18 protein-coding genes and 2 pseudogenes are annotated in these 20906 nt (G+C 68.5%); 5 read left to right on the plus strand and 15 right to left on the minus strand.

Features of this window, described 5'->3' with window-relative positions:
• Positions 1–65 precede the first annotated feature (65 nt).
• The 3 genes from panB to P2T65_RS13045 all read right to left on the minus strand — a co-directional run bounded on the left by panB (position 66) and on the right by P2T65_RS13045 (position 3419).
• Positions 66–938, minus strand: a complete 873-nt coding sequence (gene panB, locus P2T65_RS13035) for a 3-methyl-2-oxobutanoate hydroxymethyltransferase (RefSeq protein WP_063185967.1) — start codon at positions 936–938, stop codon at positions 66–68.
• A gap of 19 nt (positions 939–957) precedes the next feature.
• Positions 958–1533 (minus strand): NnrU family protein, encoded by a 576-nt coding sequence (locus P2T65_RS13040; protein ID WP_071923662.1) that lies wholly within the window; start codon positions 1531–1533, stop codon positions 958–960.
• A 422-nt stretch (positions 1534–1955) separates the two neighbouring features.
• Positions 1956–3419: a catalase gene (locus P2T65_RS13045; protein WP_055460543.1), complete on the minus strand. Its 1464-nt coding sequence runs from the start codon at positions 3417–3419 to the stop codon at positions 1956–1958.
• A 100-nt stretch (positions 3420–3519) separates the two neighbouring features.
• On the opposite strand from P2T65_RS13045, the gene P2T65_RS13050 reads away from it, so the two are divergent.
• A complete protein-coding gene (locus P2T65_RS13050) occupies positions 3520–4452 on the plus strand; it encodes a hydrogen peroxide-inducible genes activator (protein WP_276199926.1) in 933 nt (310 codons plus the stop codon).
• Between the two features lie 67 nt (positions 4453–4519).
• On the opposite strand, the gene uxuA is transcribed toward P2T65_RS13050, so the two are convergent.
• The 4 genes from uxuA to P2T65_RS13070 form a co-directional block, all read right to left on the minus strand.
• Positions 4520–5704, minus strand: a complete 1185-nt coding sequence (gene uxuA, locus P2T65_RS13055) for a mannonate dehydratase (protein ID WP_055460541.1) — start codon at positions 5702–5704, stop codon at positions 4520–4522.
• Between the two features lie 11 nt (positions 5705–5715).
• Positions 5716–6993, minus strand: coding sequence for a TRAP transporter large permease (locus P2T65_RS13060; RefSeq protein ID WP_055460540.1), 1278 nt, complete (start codon positions 6991–6993; stop codon positions 5716–5718).
• A 6-nt stretch (positions 6994–6999) separates the two neighbouring features.
• Positions 7000–7530 carry a TRAP transporter small permease gene (locus P2T65_RS13065; RefSeq protein WP_055460539.1) on the minus strand — a complete coding sequence of 177 codons (531 nt, stop codon included), beginning with the start codon at positions 7528–7530 and terminating at the stop codon, positions 7000–7002.
• Between the two features lie 77 nt (positions 7531–7607).
• Positions 7608–8597, minus strand: a complete 990-nt coding sequence (locus P2T65_RS13070) for a C4-dicarboxylate TRAP transporter substrate-binding protein (protein WP_276199927.1) — start codon at positions 8595–8597, stop codon at positions 7608–7610.
• 86 nt (positions 8598–8683) lie between these two features.
• Between P2T65_RS13070 and P2T65_RS13075 the strand changes: the two genes are divergently transcribed.
• A complete protein-coding gene (locus P2T65_RS13075; protein WP_055460537.1) occupies positions 8684–9454 on the plus strand; it encodes a GntR family transcriptional regulator in 771 nt (256 codons plus the stop codon).
• A 4-nt stretch (positions 9455–9458) separates the two neighbouring features.
• On the opposite strand, the gene P2T65_RS13080 is transcribed toward P2T65_RS13075, so the two are convergent.
• Complete coding sequence (locus P2T65_RS13080) at positions 9459–10199, minus strand: SDR family oxidoreductase (protein WP_055460536.1); 741 nt, start codon at positions 10197–10199, stop codon at positions 9459–9461.
• Between the two features lie 104 nt (positions 10200–10303).
• Between P2T65_RS13080 and P2T65_RS13085 the strand changes: the two genes are divergently transcribed.
• Positions 10304–10906 (plus strand): TetR/AcrR family transcriptional regulator, encoded by a 603-nt coding sequence (locus tag P2T65_RS13085; protein WP_063186121.1) that lies wholly within the window; start codon positions 10304–10306, stop codon positions 10904–10906.
• A 171-nt stretch (positions 10907–11077) separates the two neighbouring features.
• A complete protein-coding gene (locus P2T65_RS13090; protein ID WP_276199928.1) occupies positions 11078–12883 on the plus strand; it encodes a PAS domain S-box protein in 1806 nt (601 codons plus the stop codon).
• A gap of 68 nt (positions 12884–12951) precedes the next feature.
• Here the strand turns inward: P2T65_RS13090 and P2T65_RS13095 are convergent, their stop codons facing one another.
• Complete coding sequence (locus P2T65_RS13095; RefSeq protein WP_276199930.1) at positions 12952–14451, minus strand: CoA-acylating methylmalonate-semialdehyde dehydrogenase; 1500 nt, start codon at positions 14449–14451, stop codon at positions 12952–12954.
• Positions 14452–14579: 128 nt separating this feature from the next.
• Between P2T65_RS13095 and P2T65_RS13100 the strand changes: the two genes are divergently transcribed.
• Complete coding sequence (locus tag P2T65_RS13100; RefSeq protein WP_055460534.1) at positions 14580–15500, plus strand: LysR family transcriptional regulator; 921 nt, start codon at positions 14580–14582, stop codon at positions 15498–15500.
• A gap of 252 nt (positions 15501–15752) precedes the next feature.
• Here the strand turns inward: P2T65_RS13100 and P2T65_RS13105 are convergent, their stop codons facing one another.
• The 6 genes and pseudogenes from P2T65_RS13105 to bioB form a co-directional block, all read right to left on the minus strand.
• On the minus strand, positions 15753–16730 hold the full coding sequence (locus tag P2T65_RS13105; RefSeq protein WP_063185943.1) for a beta-ketoacyl-ACP synthase III: 978 nt from the start codon (positions 16728–16730) through the stop codon (positions 15753–15755).
• Positions 16730–18019, minus strand: a complete 1290-nt coding sequence (locus tag P2T65_RS13110; RefSeq protein WP_276199931.1) for an adenosylmethionine--8-amino-7-oxononanoate transaminase — start codon at positions 18017–18019, stop codon at positions 16730–16732. Before P2T65_RS13110 ends, P2T65_RS13105 begins: the two co-directional genes overlap by 1 nt.
• Positions 18019–18396 (minus strand): annotated as a pseudogene (gene bioD / locus P2T65_RS21145) (ATP-dependent dethiobiotin synthetase BioD); the annotation flags it as partial. The pseudogene bioD (P2T65_RS21145) and the gene P2T65_RS13110, both read right to left, overlap by 1 nt.
• A 108-nt stretch (positions 18397–18504) precedes the next feature.
• Positions 18505–18762 (minus strand): annotated as a pseudogene (gene bioD / locus P2T65_RS21150) (ATP-dependent dethiobiotin synthetase BioD); the annotation flags it as partial.
• Positions 18759–19886 (minus strand): 8-amino-7-oxononanoate synthase, encoded by a 1128-nt coding sequence (locus tag P2T65_RS13120; RefSeq protein WP_276199933.1) that lies wholly within the window; start codon positions 19884–19886, stop codon positions 18759–18761. The gene P2T65_RS13120 and the pseudogene bioD (P2T65_RS21150), both read right to left, overlap by 4 nt.
• Entirely contained in the window at positions 19873–20895 is a 1023-nt protein-coding gene (gene bioB, locus P2T65_RS13125; protein ID WP_276199934.1) for a biotin synthase BioB, read from the minus strand. The genes P2T65_RS13120 and bioB overlap by 14 nt, the downstream gene beginning before the upstream one ends.
• Positions 20896–20906: the final 11 nt, after the last annotated feature.

Genomic DNA, 20906 nt, shown 5'->3' on the forward strand with positions numbered 1-20906 from the left:
CTTTCGCCAGTCGGTACGAGGATGACCGTGGGGTACGGGCGTGTCTTGGATGCGCGTGCGGATCGCTATTTCGTTGCAGCGCTCGGCTCGTCGTCCGAAGGAGCGATGTCCGGCGCCTCGAAGCCGGGTTCAGCATAGGTGTTCTCGACGCCGGGGAAGGCCCGGTTGCGGACGTCGCGCGCATAGCGGGCGATGGCGTCGGAAGCGATGGCCCCGACCTCCGCATAGCGCCGGACAAACTTCGGCACGCGCGGCATGAGACCGAGCATGTCCTCGGCAACGAGGATCTGACCATCGCAGACGACAGAGGCGCCGATGCCGATGGTCGGCACGGGCATGGCGCGTGTCAGGGCCGCCGCGACACGCACCGGGACGGCCTCCACCACCAGCGCGAAGGCGCCGGCAGAGACGACCGCTTCGGCATCGGCGGCGATCGCCTCGCTCTCCACGTCGTCGCGCCCGCGCGGGCGGAAGGAGCCGAAGCTGTTGATGGACTGCGGCGTCAGGCCGACATGTCCCATCACGGGAATGCCGCGCTCCACGAGATAGCCGACGGTCGCCGCCATGTGGCAGCCGCCCTCCAGCTTCACCGCACCGCAGCCGGTCTCCTTCATGACACGCGAGGCGGCCCGGAAGGCAGCCTGCGGGCCGTCCTCGTAGGAGCCGAAGGGGAGATCGACGACGACGAGGGCATGGCGGGAAGCCCGCACGACGGCGGCACCGTGCGCGATCATCATGTCGAGCGTCACGGGCACGGTCGTGTCGTAGCCGTAGAGGACCATGCCGAGGGAATCGCCGACCAGGAGGAAGTCGCAATGCTCGTCGGCAAGGCGCGCTCCGGGGGCATGGTAGGCAGTGAGCCCGACGACCGGCGCTCCGCCTTTGCGCGCGCGAATGTCCGGCGCCGTCAGCCGGCGTACGCCACCCACAACCGACATGCTTTATTCCTTTCCCCGTTCAGGCCGGCAATACCGGTACCCCGATCAATAGCGGATGCAGCCAGAACAAAAAAGCAACATAGACGATAGTACCAGCGACGACCGCCACCACGTCGTTGCGGGGAGAGCCGACCGGAACGGCCGCATCGCTGCCGGGACGCCGCTTCACGGCGATGCGGTCCACCACCGCCCAGACGAGGAAAGAGCCGAACAGGAGCAGGGAACCGAGATCGCCGTTGGCGAGAAGGTGCGCGAAGGCCCAGATCTTCACCGCCGCCAGCATGGGATGGCGGACCTTGCGCTTGATCGCACCGGGCGCATAGGCCGCGACGAGCAGAACGAAGACGGGCCACATCAACGCCAGCGCCAGGTGCCGCCCCCACAGTGGCGGGTCCCAAAGGGGAATGTAGCCCTCCGCCCGATAGCGCCCGAAGCCCCAGACGATCAGCATGAGACCGATCAGGGACACCAGCGAATAGAGCGTCTTGTAGCCCCCCTCGCCCAGCCTCGCGACAGCGACAGCGCGGAGACCGCGATACATCGTGAAGACATGGGCAGCGAAAAAGATCGCAAGGCCGATGATCAGCAGAGTCATGCCAGCGTCTCGACAGCAACGAGGGCCGCACAGTGCTTCATGCCGCAGGGTGATGCAAGTGCGCTTATTCCATGCAGAGCCGGCACCGCGCGCGCGGCACCAGCCCCGCGCAAGCAGGGCCGGCGGTCGCTGCGCGGCACCGGCACAATGCCCTCTTGCATGCCGGGACCGTTTCTGGTTCTAATCACCTATGGTTGTATATAGCATTATGCATAACTATTGATTGTGGACTTTCCGGATCTGCCGACGTCCGCAACGAACGGGCTGTTCGTGCGTCAAATGCGTCGTCACGCCGCGCAGGATCGTCTGCAGGCGCCACAGAGGAGGTCGTCATGCACATCGTCGGGCGGCGAACGGAGGCCTTCGAGCGGCCCTGCCGCGAGCACGCCCGCGGCAGGTGGATGCCCATCGGCGGCGGCAGCCTATTCCGCGGCCGTCGCAAGCGAGCCGACGTCGACGCCCATGCGGCGGGCGACGCCGGCGCCATAGGCCGGGTCGGCCCGGTGGAAGTGCACGATCTGCCGGCGCACGATCTCCTCGGGTACGCCGTCCATGGCGGCGGCGATGTTGTCCATCAGCCGCTCCTGCGCGTCGGCGGGCATCAGGCGGAAGAGGTTGCCGGGCTGGGTGTAGTCATCGTTGCCCGCGCGATGGTCGTAGCGCGCCGCATCGCCCGAGATCTTCAGCGGCGGCTCCGCATAGTCCGGGTTCTGGGCCGGGCCGCCGAAGCTGTTCGGCTCGTAATAGGCGTTCGCATTGGCGTGGCCTGCGAGGCGCATGGCGCCATCGGCGTGGTAGGTGTGCACCGGGCAACGCGGCTGGTTCACCGGGATCTGGTGGTGGTTGATGCCGAGCCGGTAGCGATGCGCATCCGCGTAGGAGAAGATGCGCGCCTGCAGCATCTTGTCGGGCGAGAAGCCGACGCCCGGCACCACGTTGGCGGGCGTCAGGCCGGCCTGCTCGACCTCCGCGAAGTAGTTCTGCGGGTTGCGGTTGAGCTCGAGGATGCCGACCTCGATGAGCGGATAGTCGGCGTGCGGCCACACCTTGGTGAGGTCGAAGGGATTGTACGGCGTCTTTTCGGCGTCGAGCTCCGGCATCACCTGGATACAGAAGCGCCAGCGTGGATAGTTGCCCTTCTCGATCGACTCAAAGAGGTCCCGCTGGGCCGATTCACGGTCCTTGCCGATCACCTGCTCGGCCTCGGCATTGGTCCAGGTCGCGATGCCTTGCATCGACTTGAAGTGGAACTTCACCCAGAAGCGCTCGCCCGCGGCATTGACGAAGGAATAGGTGTGCGAGCCGAAGCCGTGCATTTGCCGGTAGTTTTGCGGCAGTCCGCGGTCGGACATCAGGATTGTCACCTGGTGCAGACTCTCCGGCGACAGGGACCAGAAGTCCCACATGGCGGTGTTCGAGCGCAGGTTGGTGACGGGGTGGCGCTTCTGGGTATGGATGAAGTCGGGGAACTTCAGCGGGTCGCGCACGAAGAAGACCGGCGTGTTGTTGCCGACGATGTCCCAGTTGCCCTCTTCCGTGTAGAAGCGCAGGGCAAAGCCGCGCACGTCCCGCTCGGCATCGGCGGCGCCGCGCTCGCCCGCCACGGTCGAGAAGCGGAGGAAGGCTTCTGTCTGCTTGCCGATCTGCGAGAAGATCTTTGCGCGGGAGTAGCGGCTGATGTCGTTGGTAATGGTCAGCGTCCCGTAGGCACCCGAGCCCTTGGCGTGGACCGTGCGCTCGGGAATGCGTTCGCGGTTCTGATGCGCCAGCTTCTCGAGAAGATGGAAATCCTGCATCAGGAGCGGGCCGCGGGGTCCGGCGCTGAGGCTGTTCTGGTTGTCCGCCACAGGCGCGCCACTGGCCGTCGTCATCGTCGATTTCGACATCGAACCTCTCCTTTCACGTTTCTGAACGCGACATTGAGGATAGTTCCGTATCAGGTCCAATTGTTTTACCTTACTCAGTTGATAAGAAAGACTGATTGCCATGATCACTCTGCGCCATCTCAGATATTTCGAGGCCCTGTCCCGCCATCGTCATTTCCGCCGCGCGGCGGAAGAATGCTCGGTCACCCAGCCGGCGCTATCGATGCAGATGCAGGAATTCGAGGCCTTGCTCGGCACGGTCCTCATCGAGCGGCGTAGGGGCGACGTCCAGCTGACGGAGATGGGCCACGAGGTGGCCCGGCGCGCCCGGGAGATCCTCGTGGCAGCGCGCGATCTCATGGAATATGCGCGCACCCGTCAGGAGGTGCTGTCCGGGCCGCTGCAGCTCGGCATCATTCCCTCGATCGCGCCCTATGTCCTGCCACGCATCCTGCCCGAGATCACCGAGGCCTATCCCGCGCTGTCGCTCAACATCCGCGAGACGCTCACGGCCCAGCTCCTCGACGAGCTGGTGGCCGGGCGGGTGGACGTCGTCCTGATGTCGCTGCCCATCGACCATCCGGATATCGACGCCGTGCCGCTGTTCGACGACAATTTCCTGCTCGCCATGCCCGCGGCGGAGGACATGCCGGCCCATCAGCGGCCTCAGCCGGAGACGCTCGATCTCAAGCGTCTCCTCCTCCTCGAGGAGGGGCATTGCCTGCGCGAGCAGGCGTTGACCTTCTGCGGCATGCCGGGAGCGACGCAGCGACAGCAGTTCGGGGCTTCCAGCCTGGCGACGATCGTCCAACTCGTCGCCAACGGCTATGGCCTGACCCTCGTGCCGGAGATCGCCGTGCCCGTGGAGGTCGGGCAAGATGCCCGCATCCGGCTCGTACGCTTCGCCGATCCCGAGCCCTATCGCACCATCGGCCTTGCCTGGCGACGCAGTTCCTCCCGCCGCAGGGATTTCGAGGCGCTCGCCGCCATCGTCCGGCAGGTGGCCGGGCAGATCCTCACGGACGTCAAGCAGCGCGAGCGGGAGGCCGCTTGAAGCGACAACGCGCCGGGACGAAGGCCCCGGCGCGTTGCCGAATTCTGCGAAAGCCGGTCAGGCCCGCTCAGGTGAGCGCGGCCACCGCCTTCATCACGCCGCGCAGTTCGGCGAGCCCCCGCAGCCGGCCGACGAGCGGATAGCCCGGATGCGTCTTGCGCGAACCGTCGTCGAGCAGCACCTGCCCATGGTCGGGGCGCATGGGTATCTGCCGATCCGCCCGGCCCTCCCGCGCGCGGCGCTGCTCTTCCGCATGCAGCGCGACGATGACGGCCACCATGTCGACGTCGCCGTCGAGATGCTCGCTCTCCATGAAGCTGCTGTCCGCGTCGCGCTTCACATTGCGCAGATGTGCAAAATGGATGTGGGCTGCGAAGCGGCGCGCGATCGTCGGAAGATCATTATCGGCCCTGGCGCCGAGCGAGCCTGTGCACAGCGTAATGCCATTCGCGGGCGATGGCGCGGCCGCGACGATATAGGCAAGATCCTCTGCATTCGAGACGATGCGCGGCAGGCCGAAGAGCGGTCGCGGCGGATCGTCCGGATGCACACACAGGCGCACGCCCGCCTCCTCCGCCGTCGGCACCACCTCCTCGAGGAAGCGCTTAAGGTTGGCGCGCAGGTCCGCGACGCCGAAGCCGTCGTAGCGTGCGAGCACGGCCTTCAGGCCCGGCACGTCGTAGCGCGTGTAGGCGCCCGGCAGGCCGGCCATGATCGTGTCGAGCAGGCGCTGTCGGTCGGCCTCGGTCGAGGCGTCGAACCACGCCCTCGCGCGGGCCAGCACCTCCGGCGAAAACTCCGCCGCAGCACCCGGCCGCTCCAGCATAAAGCAGTCGAAGGCCGCATGGAGATGGGCGTCGAAACGAAGCGCGAGCGCGCCGCCAGGCTGGGGATAGGCAAGATCCGTCCGCATCCAGTCGAGCAGCGGCATAAAATTGTAGCAGACGGTGGTGACGCCCGCGGCGGCGAGATTGCGCAGCGAGGTGCGGTAATTGTCGAAGAGGGGACGCAGATCCCCCTCCCCGAGCTTGATGTTCTCGTGCACCGGCAGGCTCTCGACGACGCTCCAGCGCAGGCCGAGGCTCCGATCGGCCTCGATCAGGCGCCTGCGTTCCATGATCGCCTCGAGGGGCCAGACTTCGCCATAGGGGATGTCGTGCAACGCCGTGACGATGCCACGCGCGCCGGTCTGCCGGATTTCGTTCAGCCGCACTGGGTCCGCCGGACCGAACCATCGGAACGTTTCTTCCATGAGAGAGCGCCTCAGCCGACGATATTGGGAAGGAACAGGACGACGCCCGGCAGCAGGGCGAGCGCGAGGATGACGAGGATGATCGCGGCGAGGAACGGCAGCGATTCCCGGAAATACTCCTCGACCGGGCAGCGCAGGATGCCGCAGACCGTGTACATCGCGACGCCTACCGGCGGGGTCATGCCGCCGAGGGTGATGACCGACATCATCAGGATGCCGAAGTGCACGGGATCGACCCCGAGCCGCGTGACGAGCGGCACGAAGATCGGCGTCAGCATGAGGACGAGCACGGTCGATTCGACGAAGAGCCCGGCGATGAACAGGAAGAGGAGGATGAGCAGGATGACGAGCACCGGCTCCTGCGTCAGCCCGAGCATCGCCGCAGCGATCGTCTGCGGCGCCTGTTCGAAGATGATGGCGTAACCGACCATGCCCGACATCAGGATGATGAGCATGATGACGCCGACGTCGAGCACTGCTTCGCCGAGCGCCTCGACGAGGCCGGACCAGGTCAGCTCCCGGTGCAGCAGCACGCCGACGAGCATGGCATAGACAACCGCGAAGGCCCCGACCTCGGAGGCTGTGAAGATACCGCCGCGAATGGCGACGAGCAGGATGACGGGGAAGAGCAGCGCCCATTTGGCATCGCGGATCGCGCGCCATACGTCGCGCGCCGTCGGCAGTTCGGCGCCCTCCGCCTGGTAGCCGCGCTTGCGGGCGACGAGCCAGGCCGTGAACATCATCGCCGCCATCATGACGAGGCCGGGGATGACGCCGGCGAGGAACAGCTTGCCGATGGAGACGTTGCCGACGAAGCCATAGAGGATGAGGCCGAGGCTCGGCGGGATGGTCGCCGTGATCAGCGAGCCGACGGCGATGACCGCGCCGGTGAAGCCGCGCGAATAGCCGCGCCGGATCATGTCCGGCCCGAGGATGCGCGCCTCCATGGCGGCATCGGCGACGGCCGAGCCGGAGACGCCCCCCATCAGGGTCGACAGCACGATGCAGACCTGGGCGAGGCCGCCGGCCATCCACGAGACGAGCACATTGGAGCAGGCGATGAGCCGGGTCGTGATGCCCGTGCGGTTCATCATGTGGCCGGCGAGCACGAAGAAGGGCACCGCGAGCAGCGGGAAGCTCTGCGAGGCCGTGGCCACCTGCTGCACGCCGATGGACACCGGGATCGAGCCGGCACCGAGAAAGAAGCTGAAGCCCGCGATGCCGATGGCAAAAGCGATCGGCAGGCCGGCGAACATCAGGACGAAGAAGATCGCACCGAGAAGCAGCATCGCCTGTCACTCCGCGGCGTGGCTGGCGCCGGCCATGTCCTCGTCGGGCCGCGCGAAAACGAGGTTCGGGCCGAGGGAGCCGCCGGTGAAGGCGCCGGCGAGGCTGCGCACGAGGTGGACGGTGAGCGTGAGGGCGAGCAGCAGGCAACCGGCCGGTACCGCGCCCGTCACCCAGCCGTAGGAGATGCCGCTGTCGCCATAGACGCGCTCGAGGTTGAGCATCGTCAGACGCGCGCCCTGCCAGGCCATGGTGAGAAGGAAGGCGAGCGTCATGAGCCCCAAGAGGATCTCGAGGCCGTGGCGCAGCCTGACGGGCAGCTTGCGCACGAAGAAATCGACGCCGACATGCGCCTTGATGCGCAGCGCCTTGTTGGCCCCGAGCATGGCGAGCCAGACGAAGAAGAGCTGGGCGAGGTCCACGGACCAGATCAGCGGATGGCCGAAAGTGCGGGCCATGGCCGCCAGAAAGACGAGGAGGACGATCGCGCCGAGCAGGAGCTTGGCGAGCGCATCCTCCAGCGCGAGCAAGAAGCGCATGGAGCGTCTCCGAATGGAAACGGGCCGCCACCAAAGCAGCGGCCCGGGCGGGGGCCTGGCAAGGCGGCCCGTCGTGATTACTTCAACATCTCGTCGATGGTCTTCTTCAGCTCAGCATAGCCGAGCTTGCCGTAGACGTCCGCCGTCGCCTCGCGGAAGGGGGTAACGTCGATCTCGGTGATCGTCACGCCCTTGGCGGCCATGTCCTTCTCGTAGGTACCGATGGCCTCCTCGGTCGTGCGGGAGGCGAAGTCGCCGGCGGCCAGGGCCTCTTCCTTCAGCGCGGTCTGCATGTCGGCGGGCAGGCCGCCGAACCAGCCGGCGCTGGTGACGAGGCCGGTAATGAGATTGATGTGGCCCGTCTTGGTCATGTGCTTGGTGACCTCGTAGAGACGGGCGCCGTAAGCGGCCGGCGTCTGCGCCTCCACGGCGTCGATGGCCTGCTGCTGCAGTGCCGGATAGACCTCAGCCCAGGCCATGGGCGTCGGCGTCGCGCCCATCGCGCGGATGGTCTCGATCCAGACCGGCGCGCCGGGGGTGCGCATGCGGACGCCGGCGAGGTCCGCCGGCTTCGACACCGGCTTGTTGGTGAGCAGATGCCGCTCACCCTGCCACCAGTTGAAGGACAGCACCTCGTGGCCGGAGGCCTTGCGCAGCTTCTGCGCCCATGCGTCGAAGAGCGGCGACGTCACGACCTTGCGCACGCCGTCGTAGCCGCTGGCGAGAAAGGGGCCGCCAAGGACACCGAATTCAGGCACGAAGACGGCGAGACGGCCGCCGTCGACGACGACCGCGACATTGGCGCCGGCGCGCGCCTGCTCGAGCACGTCCTCGTCCTTGCCGAGCTGCGAGCCGGAGAAGATACGGATCTCGAACTCGCCGTTGCTGCGCTCCTTCATACGATCGCGCAAGCGCTCGAGCCCCTTGTAGATGGGGTCGTCCGTCGTCAGCGCCGTGTTGATGTTCAATTGATACTTGGCCGCAAGCGCGGCGCTCGACATGGTGGTGGCGGCGGCAAGCGCCGCAAGGCCCGCGCAGGCGGACAGGACGACTCGATGGATGAACATCAGCAATCTCCCAGAGGTTTCCCCGGCGAACGAGCCTTATGCCTATCCCGCTCGCTTAACTGGTATGGTAGTATGGTTATAGCAAAATGCAAGACGCCCGGGAGGAAAGCTGCGTGAGAAACGAAGTCGATCCTGCGGCGGCCATCGCGCCGCAGATCTATCGCCTGCTCAGGCAGGCGATCGTGACGCTGGAATATCTGCCGGGGCAGCGTTTGTCGGAGCAGGAGATCGGCGCCCGCTTCGGGGTCAGCCGCCAGCCGGTACGCGAGGCCTTCATCAAGCTGAGCGAGGCGGGGCTCGTGCGCATCCTGCCGCAGCGCGGCACCTTCGTGGTGAGAATCTCCATGAGGGACGTCGCCAATGCGCGATTCGTGCGCGAGGCGGTCGAGGTGGCTGTGGCGACGACAGCCTGCGCGGTGGCGCCCCCCGAGGCACTCGACCGGCTCGGCGAACTCATCGCGCTGCAGAAGGAGGCGGCGGCCAGCGACGACCAGCGCCTCTTCCTGCGCTACGACGAGGCCTTCCACCGCACCCTGGCCGAGGCGGTGGAATGCGCGAGCGCCTGGCCGTTCATCGAGGACGTGAAGGCGCAGATGGACCGGGTACGCTACCTCAGCCTGCCGGCAGCCTCGCCCATGTCGCTGCTGATCGACCAGCACGCGGAGATCGTCCGGGCGATCGCCTGTCGCGACGCGCAGCGGGCGGGCGATGCCATGCGCCTGCACCTGCGCGAGATCCTGAACTCCCTGCCCCGCCTCGCCCGGGCGCATCCGGAACTGTTCGAGGACGACGAGATGCCTGCCCACGCCCGCGAGGCGGCGAGCGCTACCTTCGGCCGCGACGCGGCGCCGGCCTGAGGCCTCAGGCGTTGGCGCCGCCGTCGATCGTGAATTCGGCGCCCGTGACGGAAGCCGCGGTCGGCCCGACGAGCCAAGCCACGAGATCGGCGACGTCCTCCGGTCGGCCATAGCGCGCGATGGCCATAAGGCCGCGCTGCAGATCGGCGCTCTCGCCGTCGGCCGGGTTCATGTCGGTGTCGGTGGAGCCGGGATGGACGATATTGGCCGTGATGCCCCGCGGGCCGAGATCCCGCGCCATGCCTTTCGTCAAGCCGACGAGCGCCGCCTTCGTCATGGCGTAGAGGCTGATGCCGGGCCACGGAACGCGCACGGCGAGCGTGCTGCCGATGGTGACGATGCGCCCGCCCTCTCCCATCGCCCGGGCCGCCCGGCTCGATGCCAGAAAGACGGCACGCAGGTTGACGTCGACCATGCGGTTGAAGTGCTCGGCCGTCAGGTCCACAATCTCGCCCGTCTCGAAGATGCCGGCGTTGTTGACAAGGATATCGATCCTTCCCTTCGGGGCGGCGACGGCGTCGACGGCCGCCGTTACCGCTCCGGGATCGCGGTTGTCGGCCCGGATTGCCCGCGCCTTGCCGCCGGCCGCTTCAATGTCGGCGACGACGCGTGCCGCCTTGTCCTGCGCATGCGCATAGGTGATCGCAACCTCTGCCCCCCGGGCGGCGAGGCGGCGCGCGATCGCCGCACCGATACCGCGGCTGCCACCGGTGACGAGCGCGACTTTGTCCTGAAGAACGGCCATGGCTGATCCTTTGTGTAACGAACGATACACAAAAGCTACGCGCTTGCCGCCAGCCGTCAAGGACTTTATTTTATCAATCGATACATAAAATGGTGACGAGCCCGATGGCCCAGCGTGGACGCCCCCGCAGCTTCGACCGCACGGCGGCCCTTCGCCAGGCGATGGAGGTCTTCTGGCAGAAGGGCTACGACAATGCCTCGATGGCGGATCTGACCGCTGCCATGGGGCTGAACCCGCCCAGCCTCTACGCCGCTTTCGGTAGCAAGGAAGGCCTCTTTCGCGAAGCGGTTGCGTTCTATGCCGAGACCGAAGGCAAAGGCATCTGGGAAGAGATCGCCAAGGCGCCGACCGCACGGGAGGCGGTGGCACATCTGCTCGAAGCGACCGCCCTTGCCTATACGAGCGGGCCCGAACCGCGCGGCTGCCTGATCGTGCTCGGGGCGCCCCAACCCGAATGCGCCAGCCCCGCCATCCGCGACGACCTAAAGAAGCGTCGGCTGGACGGTGTCCGCATCCTCGAGGAGCGGCTGGAGCGGGCGGTCACCGACGGCGAGATCCCGAACCATGCCGATTGCGCCGCCATCGCGAATTTCTATGCCACCGTGCAGCACGGCCTGTCCATCAGGGCGCGCGACGGGGCATCGCGCGAGACGCTGCTTTCCGTGGCCGGCTGCGCCATGGCGGCATGGGACAAGCTGACCACCTGAAGCCGGCGAACGACCCTCCCCACCGCCGTCTTCCCCCCGCCGTTCGCAGCGCAGCGACGAATATGCTTGCATTTCCGAGAGTGACCACCAACAACTAGCGGCCATGGCACTTCGACGGAGCAAGATTGTCGGCCGCCGGGCATCACGCAGTGTCTATCGCATAGGTTGCCGATGAGCAGCTCCGACGTTACTTCTTTGCCGCTGTCACAAGTGGAACGCGAGCCCACCGACAGTTGGCTGGACATCGAGCGCCTGCTCGACCTCTTCCCGGGCGCATTCTACATCTGCGACCACGAAGGGCGTATCGTCCGCTACAACCAGGGTGCCGCTGATCTGTGGGGTCGCAGGCCGAGACTCAACGACCCGAACGAGCGGTTCGGCGGTGCTGTTCGTCTTTATCGTCCGGATGGCTCGCTCCTGCCCCACGGGCAGCACCCCATGGCGGAAACCTTGCGGACAGGCGCGCCTGTTCGCAACGCGGAGATCGTGATCGAGCGGCCGGACAGGACGCGCATTCTGGCCCTCGTCAACATCAACCCGCTGTTCAACGCCGCCGGCGCGATCACGGGGGCGATCAACTGCTTCCGCGACATCACGGAACACCGGCAGCAACAGGAGCAGGTCTATAACGAGGCCCTGCGCTCGCACGAGCTGTTGAGCCTCCTGCCGGCCGCGATCTACATGACGGACGCGCAGGGGCGGATCACTTTCTACAACGAGGCGGCGGTAAACCTCTGGGGCTGCCGCCCGGAACTGGGCAAGAGCGAGTTCTGCGGCTCGTGGAAGCTCTTCTGGCCCGACGGAACGCCATTGCCGCACGACGAATGCCCGATGGCCATGGCGCTCAAGGAAAAGCGACCAATCCGCGGCCTCGACGCGGTGGCCGAACGGCCGGACGGCACCAGGGTGCCGTTTCTCCCCTATCCGACACCGCTCTTCGACGCATCGGGCCATCTCGTCGGCGCCGTCAACGTCCTCGTCGATATGACGGAACGGCTGCACGCCGAAGAAGCTGCCCGCCGGCTCGCCCTGATCGTCGAGTCGAGTGACGATGCCATCATCAGCACCGACCTCGACGGCATCGTGACAAGCTGGAACGGAGGCGCCGAGCGCCTCTATGGCTATACGGCGGCCGAAGCCATCGGCCGACCGGTCATGATCCTGATCCCCGACGACCGGCCGGACGAGGAGCCCTCCATTCTCGAACGCATCCGCCGGGGCGAACGCGTCGACCATTACGAGACCGTGCGTCGCTGCAAGGACGGCAGGCTCGTCGATGTCTCGCTCACCGTCTCGCCCATTCATGACGGCGCGGGACGGATCATCGGGGCCTCGAAGATCGCCCGCAATATCACGGACCGGCGGCAGGCCGAGGAGCAGCAGGCATTGTTGCTGCGGGAGATGAACCACCGGATCAAGAATCTCTTCGCCCTCGCGATCGGCATCGTCAGCCTCAGCGGCCGTGCGGCCGGTGCGGAAACGGTGACCGACGCGATCCGCGAGCGACTCGCCGCACTCGCCCGGGCGCACGAACTGACGCTGCATGCTGCAGCCGGCGACGGCATGCGCAGCACGACGCTCAGGGCGCTCATCGAAGCCATCCTCGAACCGTATCGCGAGGCGTCGGCGCCCGGTCGCCTTGCGCTCGACGGCACCGACCTGCCCATCGGCGGCCCGGCACTCACTGGCATCGCGCTTCTGATGCACGAGTTCGCGACCAACGCCGCCAAGTACGGTGCCCTTTCCAGCCCGACAGGACGGGTCACGATCCGCTGGGCGCTGGATGGCGACCGGGTGACGATCCTCTGGCGGGAGCACGGCGGACCGCCCATCCAGCATCCGCCGGCGGAGGAAGGCTTCGGCAGCTCGCTCGCGCGCTCGACGGTGCGGCAACTGGGCGGCGCGCTGGCGCGCGAGTGGTCACGCGAGGGCCTCGTCATGCGGCTCAGCATCCCGGCCGAGCGCCTCGGCGCCTGACTTCACACGATTGAGGCCGCCGCCGGGCAGCCGGCGGCGGCCTTCGGGTGCGGCAGGTCCGGGGCGCGTCAGCGCATCGTCGGCATGACGAAGTCGGCCCCGGCGCGGATGCCGGTCGGCCAGCGGCTGGTGATGGTCTTCAGCCGCGTATAGAAGCGTACGCCCTCCGGCCCGTGCATGTGGTGGTCGCCGAAGAGCGACGCCTTCCAGCCGCCGAAGGAGTGGAAGGCCATCGGCACCGGGATCGGGACGTTGATGCCGATCATGCCCACCTGGATCTGGTGCGCGAACTCGCGCGCGGCGTCGCCGTCACGCGTGAAGATGGCGGTGCCGTTGCCGAACTCGTGCTCGTTGATCATGCGGGCGGCCGTCTCGTAGGAATCGGCGCGGGCGACGGCGAGCACGGGGCCGAAGATCTCCTCCTTGTAGATCGTCATTTCGGTCGTAACGTTGTCGAACAGCGTGCCGCCGATGAAATAGCCGTTCTCGTAGCCCTGCATCCGGAAGCCACGGCCGTCGACGACGAGCTTTGCGCCTTCCGCCACGCCGGTATCGACATAGCCGCGCACGCGCTCGAGATGCTGCTTGGTGACGAGCGGGCCCATCTCGGCGTCGGGATCGGTGCCGGGGCCGATCTTGAGGGCGCGCACGCGCGGCTCGAGCTTGGCGATGAGCGCATCCGCCGTCTTCTCGCCGATCGGCACCGCGACCGAGATCGCCATGCAGCGCTCGCCGGCCGAGCCGTAGGCGGCGCCCATGAGCGCGTCGACCGCCTGGTCCATGTCGGCGTCGGGCATGACGATCATGTGGTTCTTGGCGCCGCCCAGCGCCTGGCAGCGCTTGCCGGTGCGCGCCGCCGTCTCGTAGATGTAACGGGCGATCGGGGTGGAGCCGACGAAGCTGACGGCGGAGATGTCGGGGTCGAAGAGGATGGCGTCGACTGCCTCCTTGTCGCCGTGCACGACGTTGAAGACGCCGTCCGGCACGCCGGCCTCCTTCAGCCAGGCGGCGAGCAGCAGCGAGGCGGAGGGATCGCGCTCCGACGGCTTCAGAATGAAGCAGTTGCCGCAGGCGAGCGCCACCGGAAACATCCACATCGGCACCATGGCCGGGAAGTTGAAGGGCGTGATGCCGGCGACGATGCCGAGCGGCTGGCGCAGCGAGTGGCTGTCGACGCGCGTGCCGACGTTCTCCGTCACTTCGCCCTTGAGGAGCTGCGGCGCCGCGGTGGCGAATTCCACCACCTCCATGCCGCGCTGGATCTCGCCCCTGGCGTCGGACAGCACCTTGCCGTGCTCGGCGGTGATGACGGCGGCGAGTTCGTCCGTGCGCTCCTCGAGGATGCGCAGGAAGCGGTTGAGGATGCGCGCGCGGCGCAGCGGCGTCGTGCCAGCCCATTCGGGAAGGGCCTTCTTCGCCGCGGCGACGGCCTCGCGCACCTCGTCCGTGCTTGCGAGCGCCACGACGCCCGTCTCTTCGCCCGTGGCCGGATTGAAGACGGCGGCGGTGCGGCCGCTGCGGCCGGCAACGCGGCGACCGCCGATGAAATGGGGAATGTCGGTCGGCATGGCAGATCCTCCCAGAAGACTCGGACCGGAGCGTCGGGCCGATTGAACCGCCCCCCTTATCGTTTCCAGAGATTTGCACATCAATGGCCGATATTGCGGCTCTGATGTGCAAAAACTATAGTCGTCTGATGGACTGGGACCGCATCCGCATCTTTCTCGCCGTGGCCCGTACCGGGCAGATCCTCGGCGCCGCCCGGCGCCTCGGGCTCAACCACGCCACGGTGGGGCGCCAGCTCACGGCCCTCGAGGAGGAACTCGCCACGAAGCTTGTCGAGCGCCAGACCAACGGCTGCGCCCTGACGCCCGCGGGCGAGGCGCTGATGGCCGCGGCAGAGCGGGCCGAATCCGAGTTCCTCAAGGTGGAGGCGCAACTGTCCGGCACCGCCGAGGCGATCGGCGGCACCGTGCGTGTCGGCGCCCCGGACGGGCTCGGCAACTATTTTCTCTCGCGCGCGCTCGGCGCGCTCGCCGCCGAACATCCCGACCTCGTCATCCAGCTCGTGCCTTTGCCGCGCACCTTCTCCCTGTCGCGGCGCGAGGCCGATCTTGTCATCACGCTCGACCGGCCGAAGCAGGGCCGCGTCATCGTGAAGAAGCTCACGGATTATACGCTCAGCGTCTATGCAGCGGAGAGCTACCTCACCCGCAGCGGTGCCATCACGCGCGAGGAGGACCTCGCCGGCCACCTCTTCGTCACCTACGTGGAGGACTTCGTCTACAGCCGCGCGCTCGACTATGCGGCGACCCTCGGCCGGCTGATGCACCGGCGCTTCGAATGCGGCAGCGTCGTCGGCCAGATGGAGGCGGTGCGGGCCGGCCACGGCGTCGGCATCCTGCACGACTATGCCGCCATGCAATATCCCGAGCTCAAGCGGCTCCTGCCTCACATCCGCTTCATGCGGAGCTACTGGCTGATCGCCCATCCCGACACGCACGACACGCGCCGCGTCGCCGCCGTGGCGCGCCGCATCACGGCGAGCGTGCGCGAGGCGCGCGACGCATTCGTCGTCGCAGGTGCGGATGACGCGCTCGGGAATACAGAGCGATAGCGATCCCGGTCCTGCGGACCGGAACCGAAGCGGCGAAGCCTCGTTGGCGGCAGATGATGCCTTCAAGCCCGCGATCAAAGCAAATGAGGAATGGCGCAACCGGCTGTCGGTCGAGCTCGCCGCTCATCTCGGCGCGGAGCTGCCGCTTCTGGTGCGCAGCGCCTGCTGCGATCAGCACTGCTCCGAGAGGCAGCAACCCCGACCGCGACGCGGTCATCGCCGAGCCGGCGCAGCACTGACCTGATCCGCCTGCTACAGGCGGTAGATGGCCGCTCCCCCGGCAAGGCCCGCGCCCGCCGCGGCGAGGAGCAGCAGGTCGCCTTGACCGAGCCTGCGCGCGCCTTTTGCCTGGGACAGGGAAAAGGGAATGGTCGCCGCGGACGTGTTGCCGAATTCGGCGAGGGTGGACAGCGTTCGCTCCGGCCCGATCGCCAGCTTGTCGGCCACCGCCGCGATCATGCGGCCATTGGCCTGATGCGGCGCGAAACAGGCGATTTCGTCCGCCGCGATCGCCGCTTCCGCGAACACCTGCCGGCAGGAAGAGACCATCATCTCCACCGCCGCGGCGAAGACGGCGCGCCCGTCACGCATCACCATGCGGCCGTCGCGTGCGGGCGTGTCCGCCGTCAGCGCACGGCGGCTGCCGCCGGCGCGGATCTGGATGAGGTCGTAGCCGGTGCCATCACTCGCGAGCGCCGAGGCGAGAAGCCCGGCCTCGCGGCGCCCATCAGGCGCGAGGACGAGCGCCCCGGCGGCATCGGCGAAGAGCGCCGCCGTCACGCGATCATCCGGATCGATGCGCCGGGACAGGATGTTGGCCGCGATCACGAGCACCGCCCGCCCCGTCGCGCGCACGAACCCCTCCGCCAGCACGAAGGCATAGAGGAAGCCGGCGCAGGCGCCCGTGAGGTCCACCGCCCCGCAGGAGAGGCCGAGCCGCTGCGCGACGAGCGGCGCGGTCGGCGGCAACAGGTGGTCGGGTGTGCTGGTGGCGAGGAGGACGAGGCCGAAGGCATCGGGCGCCATGCCTGCTTCGGCGAGCGCCATCGCCGCCGCCGGCACGGCAAGGTCGCTCACCGCCTCGTCCGCAGCCGCCCAGCGCCGCTCGCGGATGCCGGTGCGCCGGGCGATCCAGCCCTCGTCGAGACCGAGCCTTGCCTCGATCTCGGCATTCGCCACGACGCGCGCCGGGGCATGATGGCCGAGGCCGGCGATGCGGGTCCCGCCCATCAAGCCCGCCCGAACCGCTCCGCCGCCGCAGCGACGGCGGCGTAGATGCGGTCGAGGTCCTCGGCGGTCACGCAATAGGGCGGCATGGCGTAGACGGTGTTGCCGAGCGGGCGCAGCAGGAGGCCCCTTTCGCGGAAGAAGGCCGCGAGCTGCGGGCCGATGCCGGCGAGATAACCGGGATCGTCGACGGTGAGGTCGAGCGCCGCGACGGTGCCGAGGCGCCGCACCCAGGCGAAGCGCGCATCGTGGCGGAAGCGCGCCAGCCGCTCCTCTTGCAAGGCGCCCAGAGCGGCGATGCGCTCGCCGACCGGCTCCGCGTCCCAGATGTCGAGATTGGCGTTGGCCGCGGCGCAGGCGATGGGATTGGCCGTGAACGAGCTCGAATGGAAGAAGGTGCGTCGGCGGTCCTCGGAATAATGGGCGTCGAAGATCTCGCGGCGGCAGAGCGTGACGGCAAGCGGTAGCGCGCCGCCGGTGAGGCCCTTGGCGCAGCACAGGATATCCGGCGCGATGGCGGCGTGCTCGCAGGCGAAGAGCCGGCCCGTGCGGCCGAAACCGGTCATCACCTCGTCGGCGATGAGGAGCACGCCGTGGCGCTCGCAGATGCGGCGCATCTCGGCGAGCACCCAGGCCGGATAGACCAGCATGCCGCCGGCGCCGAGGATGAGCGGCTCGACGAGCAGCGCGGCGCAGGGCGCTTCCCGGCACGTGGCCTCGAGCGCAGTGAGCGTCGCCTCCTCGCGGCCCTCAGCCGGGAACGGCAGGCGGGCGACCTCGAAGAGCAGCGGCTCGTAGGCGGCATTGTAGATGCCGCGCGCGCCCGCCGACATCGTGCCGATGGTGTCGCCGTGATAGCCGTGTTCGAGGGCGAGGATGCGGCTGCGCGGCTCGCCGATGTTGCGCCAGTAGCCGACCGCCATCTTCAGCGCGACCTCGACGGCGGTGGAGCCGCTGTCGGAGAAGAAGACATGGGCGAGCCCCTCCGGCGCCCGCGCCACCAGCCGGCGCGCCAGCGCCTCGGCCGCCGGATGCGTATGGCCGGCGAAGATGACCTGGTCGAGGTCCCCGGCCTGTTCGCGGATCGCCGCCACGATGCGCGGATGGCAATGGCCGTGGGTGATGACCCACCAGGAGGAGATGGCGTCGAGAATGCGCTCGCCCGTCGCCGTCGTCAGCCACGCGCCCTCACCGCGCAGGACGAGCGGCGGCTCGGGCGCGAGCGCGTGCTGGGTAAAGGGATGCCAGACCGGAGACGGGCCGGCGAAGGTCGTGCGATAATTCATGGTCATCACCGAAAGTCGGCCGGATCGAAACCGGCGGCGAAGGCCGAAGCGAGCGTTTCCCGCGTCAGCAGCGGCAGAAGCGGCAGGCGACCGAGGCGACGCACGACGCCGAACTCGGCGATGATGGCCTCGCTGTCCTCGTTCGGCTCGCCGATGAAGGCGACGCCGTGGACGGGAATGTGCCGCCGCTTCAGGGCCTCGAGGGCGAGCAGCGTGTGGTTGATGGTGCCGAGGCGCGTCGCGGCGCAGAGGATGACCGGCAGGCCCCAGGCAGCGAAGACATCGATGAACAGCGTGCCCCGCGTCAGCGGAACCATCGGCCCGCCGGCGCCCTCGACGACGAGCGGGCCGGCGACGGCGGGCAGGGTGAGCGCGCCCAGATCGCGCGAAGAGGCCACTGAGCCGGGGGCGCCCGGATCCCCCTCCTCCCGCCTGCGGCGGGGCGAGGGAGCGATGGTGCTCTCGCGCCCTATGGTGTGCGTCGGGGGGCGCGATCCCACATCGATCACAACGCCTTCCGCCTCCGCGGCGCGGTGGGGCGAGGCCGGCAGGGCGAGACGGTACGCCTCGAGCAGGACATGGCTATCCTGCAGGCCGGAGAGGCGGCGCACTGTCTCCGAATCCGTCTCTCCGTCAAGGCCGGCCTGCACTGGCTTCCAGTAGAATCCGCCGAGCGCGCCGACGAGCGCGGCGCAGAAGACGGTCTTGCCGATGCCGGTATCGGTGCCGGTGACGATGAAGCCGCTCAAGACGTCCTCCCCTTCATGGCGCGGCCGAGCGCCGCCATGAGCGCGCCGATCGCCGCCTCGTCCACGTGCAGCGTCAGCGCAATGCGCAGGCGCGCCGTGCCGGGCGGTACCGTCGGCGGGCGGATGGCACGCACGTCGAACCCCTCTTCCTGCAAGGCGGCCGCGACGGCGCTCGCCCGGCGGTCCGCGCCGAGGATGACGGGCTGGATGTGCGTCGCCGTCGCGGGCAGGCCGCAGCGGGCGAGACCTGCTCGCGCGTGAGCGACGAGCGCTGCGAGGCGCTGCCGGCGGTCGTCGGCCGCAGAAGCGAGGCCGAGCGCCGCGCGCACCATGGCGGCAACGAGGGGCGACGGAGCGGTGGCATAGATGAAGCCGCGCGCGCGGTTGATCATGTAGTCGCGCAAAGAGCGCGGCAGGCAGACGAGCGCGCCCATGACGCCGACCGCCTTGCCGCAGGTGTGCAGCGTTACGACATTCGCCTGCCCCTCGAGCGCGGCGGCGAGGCCCCGCCCGCCGGGCCCGCAGATGCCGGTCGCATGGGCCTCGTCGAGGAGCAGCATGGCCTCGTGCCGGTCGGCGATCGCCGCAAGGTCCGCGAGCGGGGCGACGTCGCCGTCCATGCCATAGAGCGTCTCGGCGGCGATCCACACGCGGCCGCGCCCGCCCGCCGCCCTGAAGCGGCGGATCGCATCGGCGACGGCATCGGCATCGTTGTGCGGCACCGCGACGGCCTCGGCCGGCGAGGCAACGAGCCCCTCGTGCACGCTGGCGTGGATCAGCGCATCGTGGACGACGAGATCGCCGCGGCGCGGCAAGGTGGCGACGAGGGCGGCATTGGCGGCAAAGCCGCCGGCGAAGAAGAGCGTGCTCTCGGCGCCGAAGAAGGCCGCCGCCTCCTCCTCCAGCGCCTCGTGCTCGGCGTGGTTGCCGCGCAGCAGGCGCGAGCCGCCCGCCCCCGCCGGCACGCCGCGCGCGAGCGCGGCGGCCGCAGCCTCGCGCAGCGCCTCGCTCTCGGCGAGGCCGAGATAGTCGTTGGAGGTGAAGTCGATGCCGCGGCGCGGCGCCAGCGCGCGCAGCCGCCCGCGCCGGTCGAGCGCCGCAAGGGCCGCCTCATGCGTCGGCATCGACACCCTCGCCGGCCGGCATCGCGGTGAGGCCAAGGCGTGCGAAGAGCGCCGCATCCCGCTCCTCGCTCGCGTTGCGGGTCGTCAGCAGCGTCTCGCCGAGGAAGAGCGAATTGGCCCCTGCGAAGAAGCACAGGGCCTGCGCCTCGTCGCTCATGTACTGCCGGCCGGCCGACAGGCGCAGCACGCTTTGCGGCATCATGATGCGCGCCACCGCGACGAGACGTGCGAAGGCGATGGCGTCCGGCCGCTCCGCCCGCGCGGCGACGGGTACGCCCGCCACCTCGTTCCACAGGTTGAGCGGTACGCTTTCGGGCGCGGGGTCGAGATTGGCGAGCAGGACCAGCATGGCGAGCCGGTCGTCGAGCGTCTCTCCGAGGCCGACAATGCCACCGCAGCACAGCTTGAGGCCCGCCTCGCGCGCGTTGGCCAGTGTCGCGAGCCGGTCTTCCAGGGTGCGCGTCGAAATGATCTCGCCGTAGAAGCCGGGCGAGGTGTCGACATTGTGGTTGTAGTAGTCGAGCCCGGCGGCGCGCAACGCCCCGGCTTCCTCCCCGGTCAGCATGCCGAGCGTGGCGCAGGTTTCGAGTCCGAGGGCCTTCACCGCCTCGACCATGGCGGCGACACGGGCGAGATCGCGCGGCTTCGGGCTGCGCCAGGCCGCCCCCATGCAGAAGCGCGTCGCCCCCTCCGCCTTCGCGCGGCGGGCGGCGGCGACGACCTCCTCGAGCGCCATCAACCGGGTCGCCTTGACGCCCGTGTCGTAGCGGGCGCTCTGCGAGCAATAGCCGCAATCCTCCGGGCAGCCGCCCGTCTTGATGCTCAGGAGACGGCTGAGCTGGATGGCATTGGGGTCGAAATGGCGCCGGTGCACCGCATGGGCGCGATGGATGAGATCGTTGAACGGCAGCCCGTGGAGCGCCTCAGCCTTTTGCAATGTCCAGAAACCCGCCGGCCCGGTGCCAGCCTGCGCCGTCGCCTCGGCCTCTCCGGTTGGTGTCTCGAGCATCGGCCACTCCA

It is taken from the genome of Chelatococcus sp. XZ-Ab1, from assembly GCF_029309855.1.
GTDB classification, from domain to species: Bacteria; Pseudomonadota; Alphaproteobacteria; order Rhizobiales; family Beijerinckiaceae; genus Chelatococcus_A; species Chelatococcus_A sambhunathii.

Bases quoted from the DNA above. Each gene is read 5' to 3' on its own strand.
- panB (WP_063185967.1), bottom strand. From the start codon at position 938: ATGTCGGTTGTGGGTGGCGTACGCCGGCTGACGGCGCCGGACATTCGC.
- P2T65_RS13040 (WP_071923662.1), bottom strand. From the start codon at position 1,533: ATGACTCTGCTGATCATCGGCCTTGCGATCTTTTTCGCTGCCCATGTC.
- P2T65_RS13045 (WP_055460543.1), bottom strand. From the start codon at position 3,419: ATGTCGAAATCGACGATGACGACGGCCAGTGGCGCGCCTGTGGCGGAC.
- P2T65_RS13050 (WP_276199926.1), top strand. From the start codon at position 3,520: ATGATCACTCTGCGCCATCTCAGATATTTCGAGGCCCTGTCCCGCCAT.
- uxuA (WP_055460541.1), bottom strand. From the start codon at position 5,704: ATGGAAGAAACGTTCCGATGGTTCGGTCCGGCGGACCCAGTGCGGCTG.
- P2T65_RS13060 (WP_055460540.1), bottom strand. From the start codon at position 6,993: ATGCTGCTTCTCGGTGCGATCTTCTTCGTCCTGATGTTCGCCGGCCTG.
- P2T65_RS13065 (WP_055460539.1), bottom strand. From the start codon at position 7,530: ATGCGCTTCTTGCTCGCGCTGGAGGATGCGCTCGCCAAGCTCCTGCTC.
- P2T65_RS13070 (WP_276199927.1), bottom strand. From the start codon at position 8,597: ATGTTCATCCATCGAGTCGTCCTGTCCGCCTGCGCGGGCCTTGCGGCG.
- P2T65_RS13075 (WP_055460537.1), top strand. From the start codon at position 8,684: ATGCAAGACGCCCGGGAGGAAAGCTGCGTGAGAAACGAAGTCGATCCT.
- P2T65_RS13080 (WP_055460536.1), bottom strand. From the start codon at position 10,199: ATGGCCGTTCTTCAGGACAAAGTCGCGCTCGTCACCGGTGGCAGCCGC.
- P2T65_RS13085 (WP_063186121.1), top strand. From the start codon at position 10,304: ATGGCCCAGCGTGGACGCCCCCGCAGCTTCGACCGCACGGCGGCCCTT.
- P2T65_RS13090 (WP_276199928.1), top strand. From the start codon at position 11,078: ATGAGCAGCTCCGACGTTACTTCTTTGCCGCTGTCACAAGTGGAACGC.
- P2T65_RS13095 (WP_276199930.1), bottom strand. From the start codon at position 14,451: ATGCCGACCGACATTCCCCATTTCATCGGCGGTCGCCGCGTTGCCGGC.
- P2T65_RS13100 (WP_055460534.1), top strand. From the start codon at position 14,580: ATGGACTGGGACCGCATCCGCATCTTTCTCGCCGTGGCCCGTACCGGG.
- P2T65_RS13105 (WP_063185943.1), bottom strand. From the start codon at position 16,730: ATGGGCGGGACCCGCATCGCCGGCCTCGGCCATCATGCCCCGGCGCGC.
- P2T65_RS13110 (WP_276199931.1), bottom strand. From the start codon at position 18,019: ATGACCATGAATTATCGCACGACCTTCGCCGGCCCGTCTCCGGTCTGG.
- P2T65_RS13120 (WP_276199933.1), bottom strand. From the start codon at position 19,886: ATGCCGACGCATGAGGCGGCCCTTGCGGCGCTCGACCGGCGCGGGCGG.
- bioB (WP_276199934.1), bottom strand. From the start codon at position 20,895: ATGCTCGAGACACCAACCGGAGAGGCCGAGGCGACGGCGCAGGCTGGC.